We start from the raw sequence: 18874 nt of genomic DNA on the forward strand, positions 1-18874 counted from the left end.
TATGTTTATAGAACAACCACCCTGGTTTTACAGGGTCCTGTTTCCAGGGGTAATCTGGCGGATACCGGCCAAGGAGAAGTGTGTATATCTCACCTTCGACGACGGCCCTATTCCCGAGGTTACCCCTTGGGTCTTGGATATACTCGATAAATATGGTGTGAAGGCTACCTTCTTCTGTGTAGGGGATAACGTCCGCAAGCATCCTGATATCTATCAGATGGTGCTCGACCGCGGACACAGGGTAGGCAATCACACCTTTAACCATATCCAGGGCCTTCAATACTGGACGAAGAACTATCTGGATAACATCGAGAAGGCCGCCGGATATATCCATAGCGACCTCTACCGTCCGCCGCACGGTCATATGCGTTTCCCCCAGGTAGTCGCTCTACGAAGGAAGTACAAGATCATCATGTGGGATGTCGTCACCCGCGATTACAGCCCCCATATGACCCCGAACGGTGTCTTTAATGTGGTAAAGAACTATACCCGCAACGGCTCCGTCATCGTCTTCCACGACTCCCTCAAAGCCGAAACGAACATGCGCGAAGCCATGCCCCGCGCCATCGAATGGCTGCAAAAGGAAGGATATACGTTTAAGGTGTTTGAATAATCTGTCATGGCGGACTTGTCCACCCAAATAAAGAACAAAGCCAACCAACTGGGCTTCGATGCCTGCGGAATAGCCGAAGTAGCTTCCGCAGACACCGAAGCTTTGTTTTTTGACCGGTGGATAGCCGAAGGCTGTCATGCCGGCATGAAGTATATGGAGAACTACCGCGACATCCGTCTCAATCCGGCCGGGTTAGTGGAAGGTGCCCGTTCCGTTATCTCCGTCGTCCTCAACTATTACCCGGCCGTGAAACAATTGCCCGATGCCCCCCGTATCTCCTATTACGCTTACGGAAAAGACTACCACCTCGTAGTAAAAGACAAACTGCACCAACTCTGGCAATACATAGCAGACCTTGTCCCCGTGCTTGACACGGGGCCGCAAGCGAACAGGCCGGATCAATCGGATATTCATACGGATAGCTCTTCGGCCGCCCGTATCTTCACCGACTCCGCCCCTATTCTCGAACGCTACTGGGCATGGAAAGCCGGTCTCGGCTGGATCGGGAAGAACACCAACCTGATCATCCCCGGCAAAGGTTCTTTCTTCTTCCTCGGCGAGATCGTCACGACACTGGAGTTGGATTATGACCACCCCCAAGCGAACCGTTGCGGCTCCTGTCGCCGTTGTCTCGATGCCTGTCCGACCAGAGCCCTCGAACGCCCCGGCCATCTCAATGCCGGTAAATGCCTTTCCTACCTCACCATCGAGCATAAAGGCGATATCCCTACCGAACAGGCCGCCCGTCTGGGCAATCGCCTCTACGGTTGCGACACCTGTCAGGAAGTCTGCCCCTGGAATCGTTTCGCCCGTCCCACCCGCGAAGCCGCTTTCCATCCCACGCCCGACTTCCTTTCCCTTCAAAAAGAGAGCCTGCAAGACTTTACACGTGAAGATTATAATCGTATCTTTGCACGGTCGGCCGTCAAACGCGCGAAGTATGAAGGGCTGATCCGTACGATCAGCAACAAAAAGGATATCAACAACAAATAAACATATACCATGAGAAGAACATTCAACCTTCTGCTCCTCTCTTTCCTCTGTACCCTGGCAGCCTTTGCCGCTCCGGGCGAACTGAAAGAGAAGCTCGCTTCCCTGAAAGGGATCAGTAACATCGAACAACTCGAATCGGATGTCTATCCGGAAAAGTACCTGGTACGCATCACCCAACCCGTAGACCCCAAAGATCCTTCGGCCGGTACATTTACCCAGCGTGTCGTTGTGGGCCATGTCGGTTTCGACCGTCCTACCGTGATCGTGACCGAAGGATACGGCGGCGCTTACGCCCTCAACCCCAAATACCAGGAAGAGCTGACCAAACTGCTCGACGCTAACCTGATCTTCGTCGAATACCGTTACTTCCTCGAGTCGACCCCCGAACCCTGCAACTGGGATTACCTGACAGCCGAGAACTCCGCCTACGACCTGCATAACGTAAACCAGACATTCCGCCAACTCTACACCGGCAAATGGATCAGCACCGGTATCAGCAAGGGCGGCCAGACCACCATGCTCTACCGTGCCTTCTTCCCCGATGATGTGGATATCTCTGTCCCGTACGTCGGCCCGCTGTGCAAAGGTGTTGAAGACGGCCGTCACGAACCGTTCCTGCGTAAGGTAGGTACCAAGAAGGAACGCCGTAAGATAGAAGATTTCCAGCAGGAAGTCCTGAAACGCAAAGCCGATATGCTTCCTCTACTCGAAGCCTTCTCCAAAGATAAGAAACTGGAATACCGTATTCCGATGGCCGAAGTGCTAGACTATTGTGTACTGGAATATCCTTTCGCCCTCTGGCAATGGGGCACCCCGGTCTCCGTCATCCCTTCATCGAATGCCGACAACGAAACCCTGTTCAAACACCTGATGGAGATCAGCAGCCCCGACTACTTTGCCGAGAACCAGCCCAACATCTCCTTCTTCGTACAAGCCGCCCGCGAACTGGGTTACTATGGCTACGACACGAAGCCTTTCCGCAAGTACCTCACCATCGACAGCAGCAAAGGCTATCTTAACCGCATCATGCTCCCCAAAGAGCTGGTCGACAAGATCGAATTCCGCCCGGCTCTCTATCATAAGATCTACGACTTCCTGAAGGACAACGACCCGAAGATGATCTTCATCTACGGAGAGATCGACCCGTGGAGTGCGGCGCATGTCCCCGTCTTCAAAGGCAAAAAGAACGAACAGGTCTACTTCCAACCCCGTGGCAGCCACCGTGCCCGCATCGGTAATATGCCGGAAGATATCAAGGAAAAGATATTGACGCAGCTGAACCAGTGGCTGGCGGAATAATTTTTAAGCTACGAATAGCATAGTAGTGCTGACCATCGTAGGACTATAGTGTCAGGTAGGTTAGGATTATAGTGATAGATATCCTATCATTATAGTCCTATTTTTCTATCATACTATTATTAGGAATATCTGAAACTCTTTACAGCCACCCCTGCACCTTATAAACGAACTCCATCCACACCCAATAGCGGATGGCTTTGCCCAGGAACATGGAGATGGCGACGATCCAGACGTTGGCACGGAGGAAACCCAGTGCCACTGCGATAAAGTCGCCGATGCCGGGGAGGAAGACGAAGAAGCCCATCCAGGAGCCTTTGCCTGCGATCCAGTCCTGCACCTTTTGCAGCTTTTTGGCATCCAGCTTGAGGTATTTCTCGATCCATTCCACCTTGCCCAGCATACCGAGCCAGTAGCAACTCATGCCGCCAAGGAAGTTACCCAGGGTGGCGGCAACCATGCAGGGCCAGTAGGACGAACCGGCCAGTAAGACACCCGTCAGAACCACCTCACTGCTGAACGGCAGGATGGTAGCTGCCAGGAAGGAGGCGATGAACACCCCGATATATCCGTATTCTATAAGAAATTCCATAAGCGTAATACCAGGAGAGTTATATAAAGCACAATCGTTGAATAGAAAGTCCAGAAGATGACCTTACCCCGCATCACGGTGAAGAAGTGGGCGATCAATATGGAAGCCGGGATACAGGCTGTCTCCAGAAATTCTTCGGAAACCTGTTCGTAAAGCAGGTAGAGCGCGAAAGCCCATACCGACATGGCGATCAAGAAAGACAGGAACTGGCGCGTACGCAGCACGTCTTCAAACTCATGCGTAATGATGTTGATGGCGGACACGGTTGTCAGCAACGCCATCCAGAGGATACCGATCCAATCGAGCAGGCCGAGCTCCTGGGAGATCAGGAAACGGATCTTAAACAGGGCGGCAAACGGGATCGTGAACGGTGTGAAGTCGCGGAACCACACGCACCAGCCCAACAGGAACCAGTAGATGGTGCCGATACCCAGCAGGGAGGCCAGGAAAGTACGTATATTTAATGTCCTGAAATTATACATCCCCATCCAGAACAAAGGCAGGAACCAGAGGATATGCACCCACAGGAGACTGCCTACGCCGATCAGCAGTGCCGTGTTATAGGCATTGCTTTTGGCCTCGGGATCGTGGTAGGAGGTGAATAGCTGGTAGATAGCCAGGATCAGGCAGAATACGCCCAGCGAAGTGGACTTCAGCGGGAGAAAGTCCGGATTGGTACTAATGAACAGCACATAGAAAAGGAAGGGGAGCAATGTCTTTTCGCGTATCAACACCAGGATGTAGTTGGCGCGATGAAGCAGGAAAGCCCCTCCGAACATCAGCAGCATACCGATCCCGTAGGTGAAAGCCTTGCCGGGCAGCACCTGGCAGATGGCATTCCATAACGGTGTGGCAGTCACTTCCCCATATACCGGATAACCGACCGAATTCAGATAACTGGCGATCCAGCAGCCGATACATGCCAACAGCACCACAACAAATGTCGTGGTGCCGGATAAGTTATGTCTGCGGGAGTAACTGTATGTACTGTTCATTTTGCTTCCTGTCTGAACCTATTACAAGTCGAAGCCGATGTCGCTCCGGAAATACTTCTTGTCGAACAGGATCTTCTTGGCTCCGGCGAATGATTTGGCCAGGGCTTCTTCCTTGTCGGCCCCGTAAGAGCTGACGGCGATGACACGGCCACCGTTGGTCAGGATACGGCCGCTGGCGGAGATGGTGCCGGCGTGGAAGAGTATATTGTCGGATGTGATGTCGTCGAGTCCGTAGATGATCTTCTCTTTCTCATACGCTTCGGGGTAACCGCCGCTTACGAGCATGACCGTTACGGCAGCACGCGGGTCGATCGTCAGGGTGCGCTTGTCAAGATCGCCTTCGGCTACGCCTTCCAGCAGGTCTACCAAGTCGCTCTGGATACGGAGCATCACTACTTCTGTTTCCGGGTCGCCCATGCGGCAGTTGTATTCGATCACCTTCGGGTCGTTCTCGTTGATCAGGCCGAGGAAGATGAAACCTTTATAGTCGATACCTTCCGCTTTCAGCCCTTCGATGGTCGGGCGGATGATCTGTTCTTCCACCTTCGCCATATAAGCGTCGTTGGCAAAAGGAACGGGAGAAACGGCACCCATACCGCCGGTATTCAGGCCGGTGTTGCCTTCGCCGATGCGTTTATAATCTTTGGCTACGGGGAGCACTTTGTAGTTTGTTCCGTCGGTCATGACGAATACGGAGCATTCGATACCTGTCAGGAACTCTTCGATAACGACTGTCTTGCTGGCATCGCCGAACATACCGTTCAGCATGTCGCCCAGTTCCTTTTTCGCTTCTTCCAGTGTTTCGAGGATAAGCACGCCTTTACCGGCTGCCAGTCCGTCGGCTTTCAGCACGTAAGGAGCTTGCAGCGATTCGAGGAAAGCATAACCTTCGGCGATGTTTTCGGCGGTGATGCTCTTGTAACGGGCGGTCGGGATGTTGTGGCGCATCATGAACGCCTTGGCGAAATCCTTGCTGCCTTCCAGCTGTGCACCGGCTTTGGAGGGGCCGATCACCGGGATGCCGGCCAGTGAAGCGTCGTTCTTGAAGAAGTCGTAAACACCTTTTACCAGCGGGTCTTCCGGGCCGACAACTACCATGTTTACGTTGTTTGCCAGTACGAAGTCTTTAATGGCCTGGAAATCGTCTGCTTTGATGTATACGTTGGTTCCTGCCTGTGCAGTACCGGCGTTACCGGGGGCAATGAATAGCTTGTCCACTTTCGGGCTTTGAGCAATCTTCCAGGCTATTGCGTGTTCGCGGCCGCCGGAGCCTAATAGTAATATGTTCATATCTTAATTATTTATATCGGTTATTTTAAATAGTCGTCGAAATACCGCGTGATCTTCTCGTAGAGATGCGGGCGGTCTTTGCCGATCACGTTGTGTTGGTGACGGGGGTAGACGAAATAGTCGGGGTAGGTGTCCGCATTCACGCAGGCTCTGAGGAAGCCCAGGCTGTGCTGCCAGACCACTACCGGGTCGATGTCGCCATGTATCTGCAACAGGTGTCCTTTCAGGTTGCCGGCCTTCAGCTTCAGGTTGGCATTCTTATATCCTTCGGGATTATCCTGCGGACGATCCATATACCGTTCGCCGTACATGATCTCGTAGTTGCTCCAGTCAATCACCGGACCGCCGGCTACACCCACTTTGAATACGTCGGGATGTGTCAGCATCAGGTTAGTCGTCATAAAGCCTCCGTAGCTCCATCCGTGTACGCCGATGCGGTCGGCATCCACGTAGGGCAGCGATTGGAGGAACTCCACGCCTTTCATCTGGTCGGCCATCTCGTTGACACCCAGGTTACGGTGGATCACGCTTTCAAAGGCGAATCCCCGGTTGGAGGTTCCGCGGTTGTCGACAGTGAAGACCACGTATCCGCGTTGTGCCATATAGATATCCCAACCCCTGACGCCGTTCAGCCAGCCGCCTGTCACCAGTTGCGAGTGGGGGCCGCCGTAGACGTAGACGATGGTCGGGTATTTCTTGCTTTCATCCAGTCCGACGGGTTTCACCAAGCGGTAATGTAGGTCGGTCATGCCATCGGCAGCCTTTATGACTCCGGCTTCTATTTCCGGCATCGCATAGCCTTCGTACGGATCTTTGGCGGTCAGGAGGTTTTCGATCACCTTGCCGTCTTTCGTTTGCACGATGTCTATCTTGCGGGGGATTTCAGGTGCGTCGTAACTGTCTATCGCGTATTTGCCGGAAGGGCTGACAGACAGGTTGTGCACGCTTTCCAGTCCCGCACTCCGGGTGAGGAGCTGCATTGTCCCTTTCTTCAGGTTCAGCTTCCAGCCGTTTACATTCATCGGCGTTCCGTAGCTGAATGAGCTTAATACGTGCGGCTGGGTGGAGGTGAGGAAAAGGTTCTCGCCTTTGGCATCGAAGCCGATCACCCGGCTGACTACCCATTCGCCTTTGGTGAGCTGTTTCAGCAGCTTACCGGTGGTATCGTAGAGGTAGAGATGGTTGTATCCGTCACGCTGGCTTTGCCAGATGAATTTCTGCGGATCGCCGGGCAGGAAGAGGACAGGCTGCTGCGGTTCGACGTAATGTTCGTTCGTTTCGGTGAACAGGTCGGCTTCCTTCTCGCCTGTCAGGGCGGAGTAGCGTACCAGATGCATTTCGTTCTGTTCGCGGTTCAGCTCGGCGATATAGATGCTCTTTTCGTCGGGGCTCCAGGCGATGTTTGTGAGATACTTCTCTTTCGGGGTGCCTGTTTGCAACCAGACGGTATTGCCTGTCGACAGGTTATAGACACCGACTGTTACCTCATGGCTTTTCATCCCTGCCATCGGGTATTTTACGGGTTCGGCCTTGGCACAGCGGGCGTCGATATTGACGATCGGATAGTCGGTCACCATGCTCTCGTCCATGCGGTAGAACGCCAGGGCGGAACCTTCCGGCGACCAGAACAGGCCTTTGCTGATGCCGAACTCCCGTTGGTGGACGGCCTGTCCGCATACGATACCCTCTTTTGTTTCACGTGTAACAATTCCCTGTTGATTGTATGGTGAGAGAATCTTTATGTTATTCCCTTCCGTGAAAGCCAGGTAGCTGTTAGCCGGGCAGAACTCGTAGTTGTTCCATTTCTTATCCAGCGGATAATCGGCTACAACCTTTCCCTGCTCCATATCATAATGGATGCGGTGCTGCTTCTGGGTGAACGCCAGTATCCATTGACCTTTGTAGGGTACGGAGAAATTGGGCATGCGGGCTACCGTATCGAGTCCGGCAGCCTGTAAAGCCTGGTTCAGTCCGGTGAGGCTGACGCGTATCTCCGGATAGTGCTTGGGCTGGGCACCTCTTACGATGTCCTTCTCTACATATATATACATGTCGTCGCCTACCCATTGCAACTGCGACCGGTTCTCGGGTACGAAACGGCTGTATGTCTTCCCGCCCGGGATCAGATCGTGCAATGTAAACTGCTTGTCTTGCGCCATCAGTGTCAGAGGGGTTGATAAAACGAACACGCAAAGGAGTAACAGATACTTAATCTTCAAAGTCATTCTTAAAATCATCAGTACCTCTTTTGAATGGTTTCTTGAATGCACGACCTTCTCCGCGTTTTCTGTCTCCGAAGCTCTTTTTATTCTTTGAGTATTTATCGTCGTCGTCGTTGTATCGCATCTTGACAGGGCGTTTCTCACCGGCTTTGCGCAATACGGGGCGGTCGCCGGCAAACTGTTTGCGGGCAGGGCGTCCGTCGTTACGTTCTTCACCGAAGAAGCGTTTGCCGGGAGCAGCTGAAGCGCGTTCGCTTTCATCTTCGCTATGGGCGGCGGCAAAGCGGCGTTCGGGGCGATCCAGGCGGTCGGACTTGAAGTTGGGACGCGAAGGACGGTCGTTGCCGCGGCTTCCGTATTCTTTTCTCGGGAATTCCGTTTTAGGACGTGAGTTGCCGGAAGAGGATTCTCCCCCTTCTTCGTTCAATGCTTTCTTATAGTCTTTGTTCTTTCCTTCAAAGATATCGTAACAACGGTATTCGCAGTCGAGCGAGCCGTTGATCAGCTTCATCTTCTCGCTCGGACGCAGCCCGATCTTGTCAAAGCATTCGTCTTTGTAGCTTAAGATCCACACTTTATAACCGGTGAATACATGCTTGATGCGTTCGCCGATCATATTATAAAGTCCCAGCAGGTCGCGGGAAGAGATACGTTCGCCGTAAGGAGGGTTGGTAACCATGATGCCCGGTTGCGGGGCATCGGCATATTGCTGGAAGGGCAATGTCTTCAGGTCGATGTATTTAACGAGTCCGGCACTGCGTATGTTCTTCTGTGCGATCTCGATAGCGGCCGGGTTGATATCCGAACCGTAGCATTTGAAAGTGAACTCGCGTTCCCTGCTTTCGTCGTTATAGATACGGTCGAACAGTTCCTGGTCGAAATCGATCCATTTCTCGAAAGCAAATTCCTTGCGGTGGATACCCGGGGCGATGTTGAGCGCGATCATAGCCGCTTCGATCAGCAGGGTTCCCGAACCACACATGGGATCGACGAAGTTTGAATCGCCTTTCCAACCTGTTTTCAGGATCATACCGGCAGCCAGTACCTCGTTCAGCGGGGCTTCGGTCTGTTCGACACGGTAGCCGCGTTTGTGGAGGCTCTCGCCCGAACTGTCGATCGACAATGTACAGTCGTTGTGTGAGATATGTATATTGATATACAGATCCGGATTGTTTACACGTACGGAAGGACGCTTGTTGTGCTTCTCCATGAAGTAGTCGACAATAGCATCTTTTGTGCGGTAGGCAACGAACTTTGAATGGTTGAAGTCATCGGAATAGATCACGGAGTCGATCGCGAAGGTCTTGTCCAGCGACATATAGTTTTCCCATACTACTTTTTTTACTTCCTTGTAAACCGTATCGGCGTCTTTGGCTTTGAATCGATAGATCGGTTTCAGGATGCGCAGTGCGGTGCGGCAACAGAAGTTTGCTTTGTAAAGCACTTCCTTATCTCCTGTGAAGGATACCATCCGGCGTCCGATCTCTATGTCGTTGGCGCCAATAGCTAATAACTCACCGGCCAGTATTTCTTCTAACCCGTAAAGGGTTTTGGCCACCATGTCAAATGTCTCGTTACTCATTTGTGTGCGTTGTAAGAAAAAGATATTATTTAGTTACTTTATTTTGCGTGATCACATCGCCGGGAGGAACATCCCCGGTGATCCATACGTTACCACAGATCGTAGCGCCTTTACCGATCCGTATTTTTCCGAGCAATGTCGCGTTGGAATAGACGGTTACATCGTCTTCAAGGATCGGGTGGCGGGCTACGCCACGGATAGCATTGCCATTCTCGTCGGGAGGTAGCTTTTCTCCTGCAAGGCTGACACCCTGGAAGATACGTACGCGGTTTCCGATGATACTGGTTTCGCCGATCACGGTTCCTGTCCCGTGGTCGATAGAGAAATAGTGTCCTATCTCAGCGCCCGGATGAATATCGATACCTGTCTCGGAGTGAGCCATTTCGGTGATCATACGGGGGATGAAAGGAACGTTCAGCTTATAGAGCTGGTGTGCGATGCGGTAGTTGCAGATTGCCCGGAACCCCGGATAGCAGAATATGACTTCGTTGATGTTCTGTGCAGCCGGATCACCGTTGTAGGCGGCTTCGGCATCGGTGGCAAGCAGGCTTCGCATTTCCGGCAGGGTAGCGATAAATGCTTCGGTAAGCTCTTCCGCCCTTGCCTGGATTTTTTCTTCCGGGCAGGAGGTACAGCTCGTATCGGCCAGGCAAAGTCCGGCATAGATTTGCCGGCAGAGCAAAGTGTGCAAGGTTTCTATATTTACTCCGGTATGGAAGCGGATCGTTTGTTTGCTGATCCGCGCATTCCCGTAGTAGCCCGGAAACAGGATTGCACGGCACAGGTCTATGATGTCCTTCAGTACCTCTCCTGAAGGTAGTGCTTCTTCGTCACGGTAGGCATGGAACAGCTGTTTGTACGAGCTCTCGTCCGAAAGCTTCTCTACTGTTTCATTCAGTACCTTGCTATGCTTTTGCAATCCCATTATTTTGAAAGTCTTATTTTGGGCAAAAGTACATTAAATATCTGATATATGCGTACTTTTTAATAGGTTAAAGCTGCTGCTCTGAAATATGTTGTTGGTGGCTTCTGGTCGAGAAAGAAGTCAGAGATTGACACTTTGAAGATGATAAAACCATCGATAGTGTAATCGTATGAATAAGTTTCTGTCCATTTGTTGCCATCCTTATCTTGCCGGTCAACCGGGTTAGGGAGCGGTGTTTGTGCTTCCAGCTTATCGTCTCCAAAATCCAGATACATATAACAGCTGACCAATCCCGTATAATAGGCATTCATATAAAGATCGTAATCTTTATCTTTGATCCTGAAATCATAGGTATAGATTGGCTCTCCTTCTTCGTTACTGCTCAATTTCCAATCGTTCGATTTGACTTCTATTTCATCTTCTATTATCCAGTAGGTTGATGCACCGTCTCTGCCTGGCTCTCCTTGTGGGCCTTCGCACGAAACGAACAGGATCGCCATTAAAAATATCGCTAACAGATTCTTCATAAATTCACTCTCTTATTAAGTTTAGTATTTCTTGTGTGGCGCCCCGAACTCTTTGCAAGTCACTTCATCGAGGTCTACCAGCCATATTTTCACGTTCTTTACTGCCGGATCCGAATAACGGAATTCTTTGTCTGAATATTGTTTCATGATGATATCCAGTGCTTCCGTTTTCTTGTCGAAATCTTCTTCAAACCGCACTTCTCCCCAGGCGATAACACTCTTTGAGCGCATACGATAGCTGCAAGCCACTTCAGGATGCTGGAATACCAGGTCGTGATCGGTACTGAATGTAATACAGATCTTCGGATTACGTTCCAGTATCGAGATGCTGCGGCCTTCCTGGGCGGAATGTAAATAAATAACACCATCGCGATAGCCAAAGTTCATGGGAATTACATAAGGTGTACCATCCGTATCAGCCAAGCCGACGAAACAAACGTCGCAGCTGCGGATAATTTCCTCTATATGTTCTTTCTCTGTGTGTACCAGTGTTTTCATTGCCTTTTTAATTATGCTTTTGCAAACATAGCTAAAAAAGTTCAATTCTTCGTTATTGTCTTTGCTTTTCCATGCGTCTTTTTAGAGAATTTGATTGGCGAAATTTTTCTTTAATCGTTTGCGTGATACGTGTATTTAGCATACCTTTGCGTGATAATTAAGCTAGTTGAAACGAATCTTTAAAAACAATTAAATAACTTAAATTATTATCTTATGTGGTTACTTAATTCTTCTATCGGGAAAAAGCTGATAATGAGTGTATCAGGCCTTTTTCTTGTTTTGTTCTTATTGTTCCACTTGTCAATGAATGTGGCGGCAGCTTTCTCGGGAGAAGCCTATAACATGATTTGCTCATTGTTGGGAGCTAATTGGTATGCTGTTGCTGCTACTTTGGTACTTGCGGCAGGAGTTGTGATTCACTTTGTGTATGCTGTTCTTCTGACACTGCAGAACCGTAAGGCCCGCGGTAACGACCGTTATGCAATTAACGCTCGTCCGAAAGGTGTGGAATGGGCATCTCAGAACATGCTGGTACTGGGTATTATCATTATCCTGTTCATGGTGTTGCACTTCAGCCAGTTCTGGTATAAGATGATGTTCGCCGAACTTCTGGGCAATCACATGGTAACTCTTTGCGACGGAACGACCACCGTATCTCCTCAGGACGGTGCAGCATTCATCAACTACTATTTCCAGGGTAATATCCTGAACACAGTTCTTTACCTGGTATGGTATGTAGCTTTGTGGTTCCACCTGACTCATGGTTTCTGGAGCGCTATCCAGACAATCGGTTGGAGTAATACAATCTGGATGAACCGTTGGATCTGTATCTCTAAGGTTCTTGCAACAGTAATCTGTGTAGTGTTTGCTATCATTACTATCGTTTTCTACCTGAATGGTGTAGGTGGTGACTATGTAGCTGTTTGTGCAGGACATTAATTTAAGGTGTAACAATATTGAAAATAAATCATTATGACTCAAATAGATTCTAAAATCCCTCAGGGCCCGTTGGCTGAGAAGTGGAAAAATTATAAAGATCATCAGAAACTGGTGAACCCCGCGAACAAACGTCGTCTGGACGTGATTGTAGTAGGTACAGGTCTGGCAGGTGCTTCTGCTGCTGCCTCTCTGGCTGAAATGGGATTCAACGTATTGAACTTCTGTATCCAGGATTCACCCCGTCGTGCTCACTCTATCGCTGCACAGGGTGGTATCAATGCTGCAAAGAACTATCAGAATGATGGTGACTCTGTTTACCGTCTGTTCTACGATACAATTAAAGGTGGTGACTACCGTGCCCGCGAAGCAAACGTTTATCGTCTGGCTGAAGTGTCAAACTCTATTATCGACCAGTGCGTAGCACAGGGTGTTCCTTTCGCCCGCGAATACGGTGGTCTGCTGGATAACCGTTCATTCGGTGGTGCTCAGGTATCCCGTACGTTCTATGCCCGCGGTCAGACCGGACAGCAGTTGTTGCTGGGTGCTTACTCTGCTTTGAGCCGTATGATCGGTTTGAACAAAGTAAAGATGTATACTCGCCACGAAATGTTGGACGTTGTGAAGGTGGATGGCCGTGCCCGCGGTATCATCGCACGTAACCTGATCACAGGTCAGATCGAACGTTTCTCTGCTCACGCAGTAGTGGTGGCAACAGGTGGTTATGTAAATACATTCTTCCTGTCAACTAACGCAATGGCTTCCAACGGTTCTGCTGCATGGCAGTGCTACAAGAAAGGTGCTTACTTCGCTAACCCTTGTATGGTGCAGATCCACCCGACTTGTGTACCGGTGAAAGGCGACTACCAGTCTAAGCTGACTTTGATGTCTGAATCATTGCGTAACGACGGTCGTATCTGGGTTCCGAAGAAACTGGAAGATGCAAAAGCATTACAGGCTGGAACAAAGAAAGGTAAAGACATTCCTGAAGCAGACCGCGACTACTATCTGGAACGCCGTTATCCGGCATTCGGTAACCTGGTTCCGCGTGACGTGGCTTCACGTGCCGCTAAAGAACGTTGCGACGCCGGTTTCGGTGTGAACAACACAGGTCTGGCCGTGTTCCTCGACTTCTCCGACGCTATCAACCGTCTGGGTAAAGATGTTGTAAAAGCTAAATATGGTAACTTGTTCGACATGTACGAAGAAATTACCAACGACGATCCATACGAAACTCCGATGATGATTTATCCTGCATTGCACTACTCGATGGGTGGTCTGTGGGTTGACTATGAATTGATGACTTCTATTCCGGGTCTGTTCGCTATCGGCGAAGCTAACTTCTCTGACCACGGAGCTAACCGTCTGGGTGCTTCTGCGTTGATGCAGGGATTGGCCGATGGCTACTTTGTATTGCCTTATACAATTCAGAACTATCTGTCAGACCAGATTCAGGTTCCGCGTTTCAGCACCGACCTGCCTGAGTTTGCAGAAGCTGAAAAGGGTATTAAAGACCGCATCAAGAAATTGATGAGTATCAAGGGTAAAGAGTCGGTAGATTCTATCCATAAGAAACTGGGTCATATCATGTGGGAACATGTAGGTATGGCACGTGATGCAAAAGGTTTGCAGGAAGCGATCCAGATGTTGAAAGAGCTGAAGAAAGAGTTCTGGAGTAATGTATATATCCCGGGTGAAGCCGATAACCTGAATGTAGAGTTGGATAAGGCATTGCGTTTGGCTGACTTTATTGAGATTGGTACATTGATGGCACACGATGCGTTGGATCGTGCCGAATCTTGTGGAGGACACTTCCGTACAGAACACCAGACCGAGGAAGGCGAAGCCCTGCGTCATGACGATAAGTTCATGTACGTATCTTGTTGGGAATACCAGGGTGAAGACAAAGACCCGGTTATGCTGAAGGAAGATTTGAACTATCAGTTCGTTGTTCCTCAAACACGTAACTACAAGAAGTAATAATCATCAATCACAAAAATTAGAATCATGGATAAAGATATAAAAGTAACACTTAAAGTTTGGCGTCAGAAAGGTCCGAAAGATAAAGGACAATTTGAGACTTACCAAATAGACAAAATCAATCAGAGTGTTTCTTTCCTGGAAATGTTAGACATTTTGAATGAACGTTTGGTCAGTGAAGGTAAAGAGCCGATCGTATTCGACCACGACTGTCGTGAAGGTATCTGCGGTATGTGTTCATTATATGTAAACGGACATCCGCACGGACCTGCAACCGGTGCAACTACTTGCCAGCTTTATATGCGTCGTTTCAACGATGGCGAAACGATTACGATCGAACCGTGGCGTTCAGCCGGTTTCCCGGTAATCCGCGACTTAATGGTAGACCGTTATGCTTACGATAAAATCATCCAGGCAGGTGGTTTCACCTCTGTGAATACAGGTGGTGTACCTGATGCGAATGCTATACCTATTCCTCGTGCAGATGCTGAAATGGCTATGGATGCTGCTGCATGTATCGGTTGTGGTGCTTGTGCTGCTGCTTGTAAGAACGGTTCGGCTATGCTGTTCGTTTCTGCAAAGGTGAGCCAGTTAGCATTGCTTCCCCAGGGTAAGGTGGAGGCTGCTCGCCGTGCGAAAGCAATGGTTGCCAAGATGGACGAACTGGGCTTCGGTAACTGTACCAACACACGCGCTTGCGAAATGGAATGTCCGAAGAACATTTCTGTCAGCAACATCGCCCGTTTGAACCGTGAGTTCATCTGTGCTAAATTGCAAGACTAATATATATATATAATGTATAACCGGAGAGGCGTTGCTTATAGCAGCGCCTCTTCTTTTTTGCCTCTATTTTAACATTTGTGAAGCCATAAATAAATATATTGAATGTTGTTAGTGTTTCTTATATGCTATACAACACTAATTAGCACTTTAACTATTGACAAGTTGGAGAATACCCGTATCTTTGTACTGTGGTTTTTTCATAATAGTATTAGATTTAAGGTTAACAAAGTTTGGTTAGGGCTTGTCGTGAGACAGGCTTTAATTGTTTATAGGGGTTTGCGTCCGGCATATCCCTTTTTTTAGCTCTCCCTGTATTCCTGTGGAGTCATTCCCACATGCTGCCGGAAGTATTTATTGAAGAACGACAGATTGTCGAAGCCCAAGGCGAATGCAATCTTTTTTACCGGAAGGTCGGTCGATTTCAACTGCGCTTTTGCATCCATGATAATAATGTTGGAGAGTATCTCTAAAGCGGTGCGCCCGCTCACCTTTTTAATTACGTAGCAGAAATGCTGTAAAGTAATATTGAGCCGCTTCGCATAATAAGAGACGCTATGCTCTTTCGTATAGTTTTCCATCGCCAGTTGGATAAATTCCCGGCATATCTCCATATTGCGCGTCATCGGCGCATTGCTGTACGGAGTGTGATTCCGGTACAACTCGATAACCCCCTGCATAAAGATGGTAAAGACCGCCTTGATGATCTCCTTATTCTCGATCGCTTTAGGCATGGTATAAGCATTGATCAAGACAGAAAAAGCCTGTTGGTATAATAAGGATATATGCTCAGGTAACGGCATGACCGGACTGTCGAAGATAACAGGCAGATAGTTCGTGATCGTTTTTATATAGTTTATATGGCTCACGAACGTAGATGAGAACCCCGCAAAACAGAGTTTGATATCGTCGGACACTTCATGTATATGGATGAAGCAGCCCGGTGGAAGCGTGATGAAGTCATTCTGCTTGATAATGAACTCAGTCAGGTTGACGGTTGCACGTGCAGTACCCTGTACGCAAAGTACGAAAATACCGGCTTTGATCTTACAAGGGAAGCGACCGTATTGATTTAAAATTTCACCCGTAATACTGTCTCCGACAATAAAGTCCCGGGGAAGATCGAATTTAGGAATATTGTCTTCCATGTTGTTGTCTTCACTATTTTGAATGTACAAATATAAGATTATTTAGATTTGTTGGTCGATATTCTTAAATATAGAACATCGAATCCCACAAATGGAGATTGTTTGGTGCTATATAATAGTTGAAATTTGCGAATGTTTTCAGGTCTGGCCGATAGTTTTAATTGGGATGGTATATATTTGTCTATCTGCTATATAAGATATGGGAGCTAATACTAATAGAGAAATCTAATCGATAATAACAATGAGTACGAAACGAACAAAGAGCTCTTTCAGGGCAATGAGTACAAACAGAAAATTAGAATCTATCTTCCTGTTTGTCACAGGACGGTGTAATGCCAAATGTAAGATGTGTTTCTATGCCGAGGACATGGATAAAAAGGAAAAAGACCTTACTTTTGAAGAAATAAAGAAGATCTCCGAAACAGCCGGTCAGTTCAACCGCCTATGGGTGTCCGGTGGCGAACCGACCCTTCGTGAAGAGCTGCCGGAGATTATAGAAATGTTCTATAAGAACAATGAGATCAAAGACGTAAACATTCCTACCAACGGATTGAAGCCCGACCGGATCGTTGCCTGGGTAAAACAAATCCGTAAGAACTGCCCTGAGCTGAACATCAACCTCAGCCTTTCTCTGGACGGTTTCGGTGATACGCACGATGTGCAACGCGGGGTTCCCGGTAACTTCTACAAAGCGATGGGAACGCTGAAGTTGATTGAGAAAAACTTTGCTGACGACGGCAGAGTCCTGAAAAACCTGGCAACCGTGATTACCAAATATAACGAGACCGAAGTGGAAGATCTGATGGTATGGATGTTGGGACGTTTCCATCTTTCCAACCATATCATCGAAGCTGCCCGCGGAATGACCCGCGACGACGGAGTGAAGATCCTTACCGAGCCTACTTTGCGTGCTTTGCAGGATAAGGTTGTCCCTATCTATAATGTCTATGGAGAGCGTATGGCGGAGGAAACCGGTGGCTTCAGGAAACCTATCGCCCGTTTCTTCTATCTGGGCTTTATCCGTACCTTATATAATGTACGTGCCACCAACATCGATCATCCTACTCCCTGGGGAATGGATTGTACGGCTGGCGAAACAACACTGGTGATCGACTATGACGGCCGTTTCCGTGCCTGCGAACTTCGCGAACCGCTCGGCAATGTCAAGGATTACGATTGCAATATCTCAAAGATCATGGCGAGCGATGCCATGAAGCAGGAGATTGCCGCTATCGGTCATGGCGATAAGGCTAATTGCTGGTGTACGCATGGATGCTGGATCACATCGTCGCTTGTTTTCAATCCCCGCAAGATGATTACACAGGTCTATAAGGGATACCGTGAAATGAAGAAACTGAACCGCCCCGTGGATATCAGCGAAGATGTATTGCAGAGCATCGAACGTAAATATGCACTGGATGTGGAAAAACTGACGGAACTAGGCGTACGGAAATAACATTCATTGATAAAATACTGCAGGGGTTGTGTCGAAATATTCACCGACACAACCTCTTTTTCGTATAATAGGGAACAATTGACAAGTTATCTGGCAGAATTGCCATTTATCAAAGGGTAGAAATGTCTGATCTTTGCATCATAAGTTAAACACATAAAAAAGAGAAAGACATGACTACTAAACTAAAAGATTTATTTTACACATTCCTCAACATTGCCGCTTCCACTCAGAAGCTGGGTATCAACCTGATACGTGTAGCGATCCTGATCATCTTTGTCTGGATCGGCGGCCTGAAGTTTTATAATTATGAGGCGGAAGGTATTGTACCCTTTGTGGCAAACAGTCCTTTTATGAGTTTCTTTTATACAAAGAGTGCTCCGGAATACAAGGAATATAAGTTGAAGGAAGGCGAATTCAATGAAGCAAAACATCAATGGCATGTAGAAAATAATACGTATGGCTTTTCGCATGGCCTGGGTATTCTTATCATGGGGATAGGTATCCTTACTTTCCTCGGTATCTTCTCACCGAAGATCGGCCTGGTCGGTGCCGGCCTGGCTATTATAATGACTATCGGGACGCTCTCTTTCCTTGTCACAACTCCTGAAGTATGGGTGCCAGACTTGGGTAGCGGCGAGCATGGTTTCCCGCTATTGACCGGGGCAGGCCGTCTGGTGATAAAAGACACGGCTATCATAGCCGGAGCATTGGTCGTGTTATCCGACTGTGCACAACGTATTTTGAAGAAGAAATAGGAAAGGAAAGTGTTTATTTTAACACTTTGGAAGCAAAAAACAAACATATTGAAACTTGTTAGCTTTTCTTATACGGCATGAAACATGATTTAGCACAAAAAGTCTTGATAAAGTTAGAGTAAGCAGTATATTTGCATCGTGGTTTTTTCATAATAGTATTAGATTTAAGGTTAACAAAGTTGGTTAGGGCTTGTCGTGAGACAGGCTTTAATTGTTTATAGGGGTTTCTTTAATCTATCGACCACCACTTCCCAAAGTTGCTTTCATGGCCTTCATTACCTTTGCA

At 48.6% G+C, this 18874-nt stretch carries 17 protein-coding genes; 8 read left to right on the forward strand and 9 right to left on the reverse strand.

What is annotated here, in order from left to right:
• The first annotated feature begins 1 nt into the window (after position 1).
• The 3 genes from HMPREF1212_RS22050 to HMPREF1212_RS22060 are packed head-to-tail and all read left to right on the forward strand — an operon-like array spanning position 2 to position 2905.
• Positions 2 to 613: a polysaccharide deacetylase family protein gene (locus tag HMPREF1212_RS22050; RefSeq protein WP_028730212.1), complete on the forward strand. Its 612-nt coding sequence runs from the start codon at positions 2 to 4 to the stop codon at positions 611 to 613.
• 6 nt (positions 614 to 619) lie between these two features.
• Positions 620 to 1606, forward strand: a complete 987-nt coding sequence (gene queG, locus HMPREF1212_RS22055; protein ID WP_046151106.1) for a tRNA epoxyqueuosine(34) reductase QueG — start codon at positions 620 to 622, stop codon at positions 1604 to 1606.
• 9 nt (positions 1607 to 1615) lie between these two features.
• Positions 1616 to 2905 (forward strand): S28 family serine protease, encoded by a 1290-nt coding sequence (locus HMPREF1212_RS22060; protein WP_046151107.1) that lies wholly within the window; start codon positions 1616 to 1618, stop codon positions 2903 to 2905.
• 139 nt (positions 2906 to 3044) lie between these two features.
• Here HMPREF1212_RS22060 and HMPREF1212_RS22065 read toward each other — a convergent pair whose 3' ends face one another.
• From HMPREF1212_RS22065 to HMPREF1212_RS22100, 8 genes are read right to left on the reverse strand one after another with little or no spacing between them, the layout of a single operon-like run.
• Positions 3045 to 3494, reverse strand: a complete 450-nt coding sequence (locus tag HMPREF1212_RS22065) for a YqaA family protein (protein WP_028730215.1) — start codon at positions 3492 to 3494, stop codon at positions 3045 to 3047.
• Positions 3479 to 4489: a hypothetical protein gene (locus HMPREF1212_RS22070; RefSeq protein ID WP_046151108.1), complete on the reverse strand. Its 1011-nt coding sequence runs from the start codon at positions 4487 to 4489 to the stop codon at positions 3479 to 3481. The genes HMPREF1212_RS22065 and HMPREF1212_RS22070 overlap by 16 nt, the downstream gene beginning before the upstream one ends.
• Before the next feature lie 21 nt (positions 4490 to 4510).
• Positions 4511 to 5779: a phosphoribosylamine--glycine ligase gene (purD, locus tag HMPREF1212_RS22075; RefSeq protein ID WP_046151109.1), complete on the reverse strand. Its 1269-nt coding sequence runs from the start codon at positions 5777 to 5779 to the stop codon at positions 4511 to 4513.
• A 20-nt stretch (positions 5780 to 5799) separates the two neighbouring features.
• Entirely contained in the window at positions 5800 to 8004 is a 2205-nt protein-coding gene (locus HMPREF1212_RS22080; RefSeq protein ID WP_046151110.1) for a S9 family peptidase, read from the reverse strand.
• Complete coding sequence (locus tag HMPREF1212_RS22085; RefSeq protein WP_225607960.1) at positions 7988 to 9583, reverse strand: THUMP domain-containing class I SAM-dependent RNA methyltransferase; 1596 nt, start codon at positions 9581 to 9583, stop codon at positions 7988 to 7990. The genes HMPREF1212_RS22080 and HMPREF1212_RS22085 overlap by 17 nt, the downstream gene beginning before the upstream one ends.
• A 25-nt stretch (positions 9584 to 9608) precedes the next feature.
• Positions 9609 to 10508, reverse strand: a complete 900-nt coding sequence (locus HMPREF1212_RS22090; RefSeq protein ID WP_028730220.1) for a serine O-acetyltransferase — start codon at positions 10506 to 10508, stop codon at positions 9609 to 9611.
• 59 nt (positions 10509 to 10567) lie between these two features.
• Positions 10568 to 11035 carry a hypothetical protein gene (locus tag HMPREF1212_RS22095; protein ID WP_028730221.1) on the reverse strand — a complete coding sequence of 156 codons (468 nt, stop codon included), beginning with the start codon at positions 11033 to 11035 and terminating at the stop codon, positions 10568 to 10570.
• A 21-nt stretch (positions 11036 to 11056) separates the two neighbouring features.
• Positions 11057 to 11533: a pyridoxamine 5'-phosphate oxidase family protein gene (locus tag HMPREF1212_RS22100; protein WP_028730222.1), complete on the reverse strand. Its 477-nt coding sequence runs from the start codon at positions 11531 to 11533 to the stop codon at positions 11057 to 11059.
• 213 nt (positions 11534 to 11746) lie between these two features.
• Between HMPREF1212_RS22100 and HMPREF1212_RS22105 the strand changes: the two genes are divergently transcribed.
• The 3 genes from HMPREF1212_RS22105 to HMPREF1212_RS22115 are packed head-to-tail and all read left to right on the forward strand — an operon-like array spanning position 11747 to position 15232.
• Positions 11747 to 12472 (forward strand): fumarate reductase, encoded by a 726-nt coding sequence (locus tag HMPREF1212_RS22105; protein WP_028730223.1) that lies wholly within the window; start codon positions 11747 to 11749, stop codon positions 12470 to 12472.
• Between the two features lie 33 nt (positions 12473 to 12505).
• Entirely contained in the window at positions 12506 to 14449 is a 1944-nt protein-coding gene (locus tag HMPREF1212_RS22110; RefSeq protein WP_009860314.1) for a fumarate reductase/succinate dehydrogenase flavoprotein subunit, read from the forward strand.
• A gap of 27 nt (positions 14450 to 14476) precedes the next feature.
• On the forward strand, positions 14477 to 15232 hold the full coding sequence (locus tag HMPREF1212_RS22115) for a succinate dehydrogenase/fumarate reductase iron-sulfur subunit (protein WP_028730225.1): 756 nt from the start codon (positions 14477 to 14479) through the stop codon (positions 15230 to 15232).
• 299 nt (positions 15233 to 15531) lie between these two features.
• Here HMPREF1212_RS22115 and HMPREF1212_RS22125 read toward each other — a convergent pair whose 3' ends face one another.
• A complete protein-coding gene (locus tag HMPREF1212_RS22125; RefSeq protein WP_046151112.1) occupies positions 15532 to 16377 on the reverse strand; it encodes a helix-turn-helix domain-containing protein in 846 nt (281 codons plus the stop codon).
• Between the two features lie 241 nt (positions 16378 to 16618).
• Between HMPREF1212_RS22125 and HMPREF1212_RS22130 the strand changes: the two genes are divergently transcribed.
• Positions 16619 to 17833 carry a radical SAM protein gene (locus HMPREF1212_RS22130; protein ID WP_046151113.1) on the forward strand — a complete coding sequence of 405 codons (1215 nt, stop codon included), beginning with the start codon at positions 16619 to 16621 and terminating at the stop codon, positions 17831 to 17833.
• 170 nt (positions 17834 to 18003) lie between these two features.
• Positions 18004 to 18588: a DUF417 family protein gene (locus HMPREF1212_RS22135; RefSeq protein WP_028730228.1), complete on the forward strand. Its 585-nt coding sequence runs from the start codon at positions 18004 to 18006 to the stop codon at positions 18586 to 18588.
• Positions 18589 to 18874 lie beyond the last annotated feature (286 nt).

The sequence above is a fragment of the Parabacteroides sp. HGS0025 genome (assembly GCF_000969845.1).
GTDB classification, from domain to species: domain Bacteria; phylum Bacteroidota; class Bacteroidia; order Bacteroidales; family Tannerellaceae; genus Parabacteroides; species Parabacteroides gordonii.

Excerpts from the sequence above, each read along its gene's own strand:
- HMPREF1212_RS22115 (WP_028730225.1), top strand. The coding sequence starts at position 14,477 with ATGGATAAAGATATAAAAGTAACACTTAAAGTTTGGCGTCAGAAAGGT.
- queG (WP_046151106.1), top strand. The coding sequence starts at position 620 with ATGGCGGACTTGTCCACCCAAATAAAGAACAAAGCCAACCAACTGGGC.
- HMPREF1212_RS22060 (WP_046151107.1), top strand. The coding sequence starts at position 1,616 with ATGAGAAGAACATTCAACCTTCTGCTCCTCTCTTTCCTCTGTACCCTG.
- HMPREF1212_RS22065 (WP_028730215.1), bottom strand. The coding sequence starts at position 3,494 with ATGGAATTTCTTATAGAATACGGATATATCGGGGTGTTCATCGCCTCC.
- HMPREF1212_RS22105 (WP_028730223.1), top strand. The coding sequence starts at position 11,747 with ATGTGGTTACTTAATTCTTCTATCGGGAAAAAGCTGATAATGAGTGTA.
- HMPREF1212_RS22110 (WP_009860314.1), top strand. The coding sequence starts at position 12,506 with ATGACTCAAATAGATTCTAAAATCCCTCAGGGCCCGTTGGCTGAGAAG.
- HMPREF1212_RS22130 (WP_046151113.1), top strand. The coding sequence starts at position 16,619 with ATGAGTACGAAACGAACAAAGAGCTCTTTCAGGGCAATGAGTACAAAC.
- HMPREF1212_RS22100 (WP_028730222.1), bottom strand. The coding sequence starts at position 11,533 with ATGAAAACACTGGTACACACAGAGAAAGAACATATAGAGGAAATTATC.
- HMPREF1212_RS22070 (WP_046151108.1), bottom strand. The coding sequence starts at position 4,489 with ATGAACAGTACATACAGTTACTCCCGCAGACATAACTTATCCGGCACC.
- HMPREF1212_RS22135 (WP_028730228.1), top strand. The coding sequence starts at position 18,004 with ATGACTACTAAACTAAAAGATTTATTTTACACATTCCTCAACATTGCC.
- HMPREF1212_RS22085 (WP_225607960.1), bottom strand. The coding sequence starts at position 9,583 with ATGAGTAACGAGACATTTGACATGGTGGCCAAAACCCTTTACGGGTTA.
- HMPREF1212_RS22050 (WP_028730212.1), top strand. The coding sequence starts at position 2 with ATGTTTATAGAACAACCACCCTGGTTTTACAGGGTCCTGTTTCCAGGG.
- HMPREF1212_RS22125 (WP_046151112.1), bottom strand. The coding sequence starts at position 16,377 with ATGGAAGACAATATTCCTAAATTCGATCTTCCCCGGGACTTTATTGTC.
- HMPREF1212_RS22095 (WP_028730221.1), bottom strand. The coding sequence starts at position 11,035 with ATGAAGAATCTGTTAGCGATATTTTTAATGGCGATCCTGTTCGTTTCG.
- purD (WP_046151109.1), bottom strand. The coding sequence starts at position 5,779 with ATGAACATATTACTATTAGGCTCCGGCGGCCGCGAACACGCAATAGCC.
- HMPREF1212_RS22080 (WP_046151110.1), bottom strand. The coding sequence starts at position 8,004 with ATGACTTTGAAGATTAAGTATCTGTTACTCCTTTGCGTGTTCGTTTTA.
- HMPREF1212_RS22090 (WP_028730220.1), bottom strand. The coding sequence starts at position 10,508 with ATGGGATTGCAAAAGCATAGCAAGGTACTGAATGAAACAGTAGAGAAG.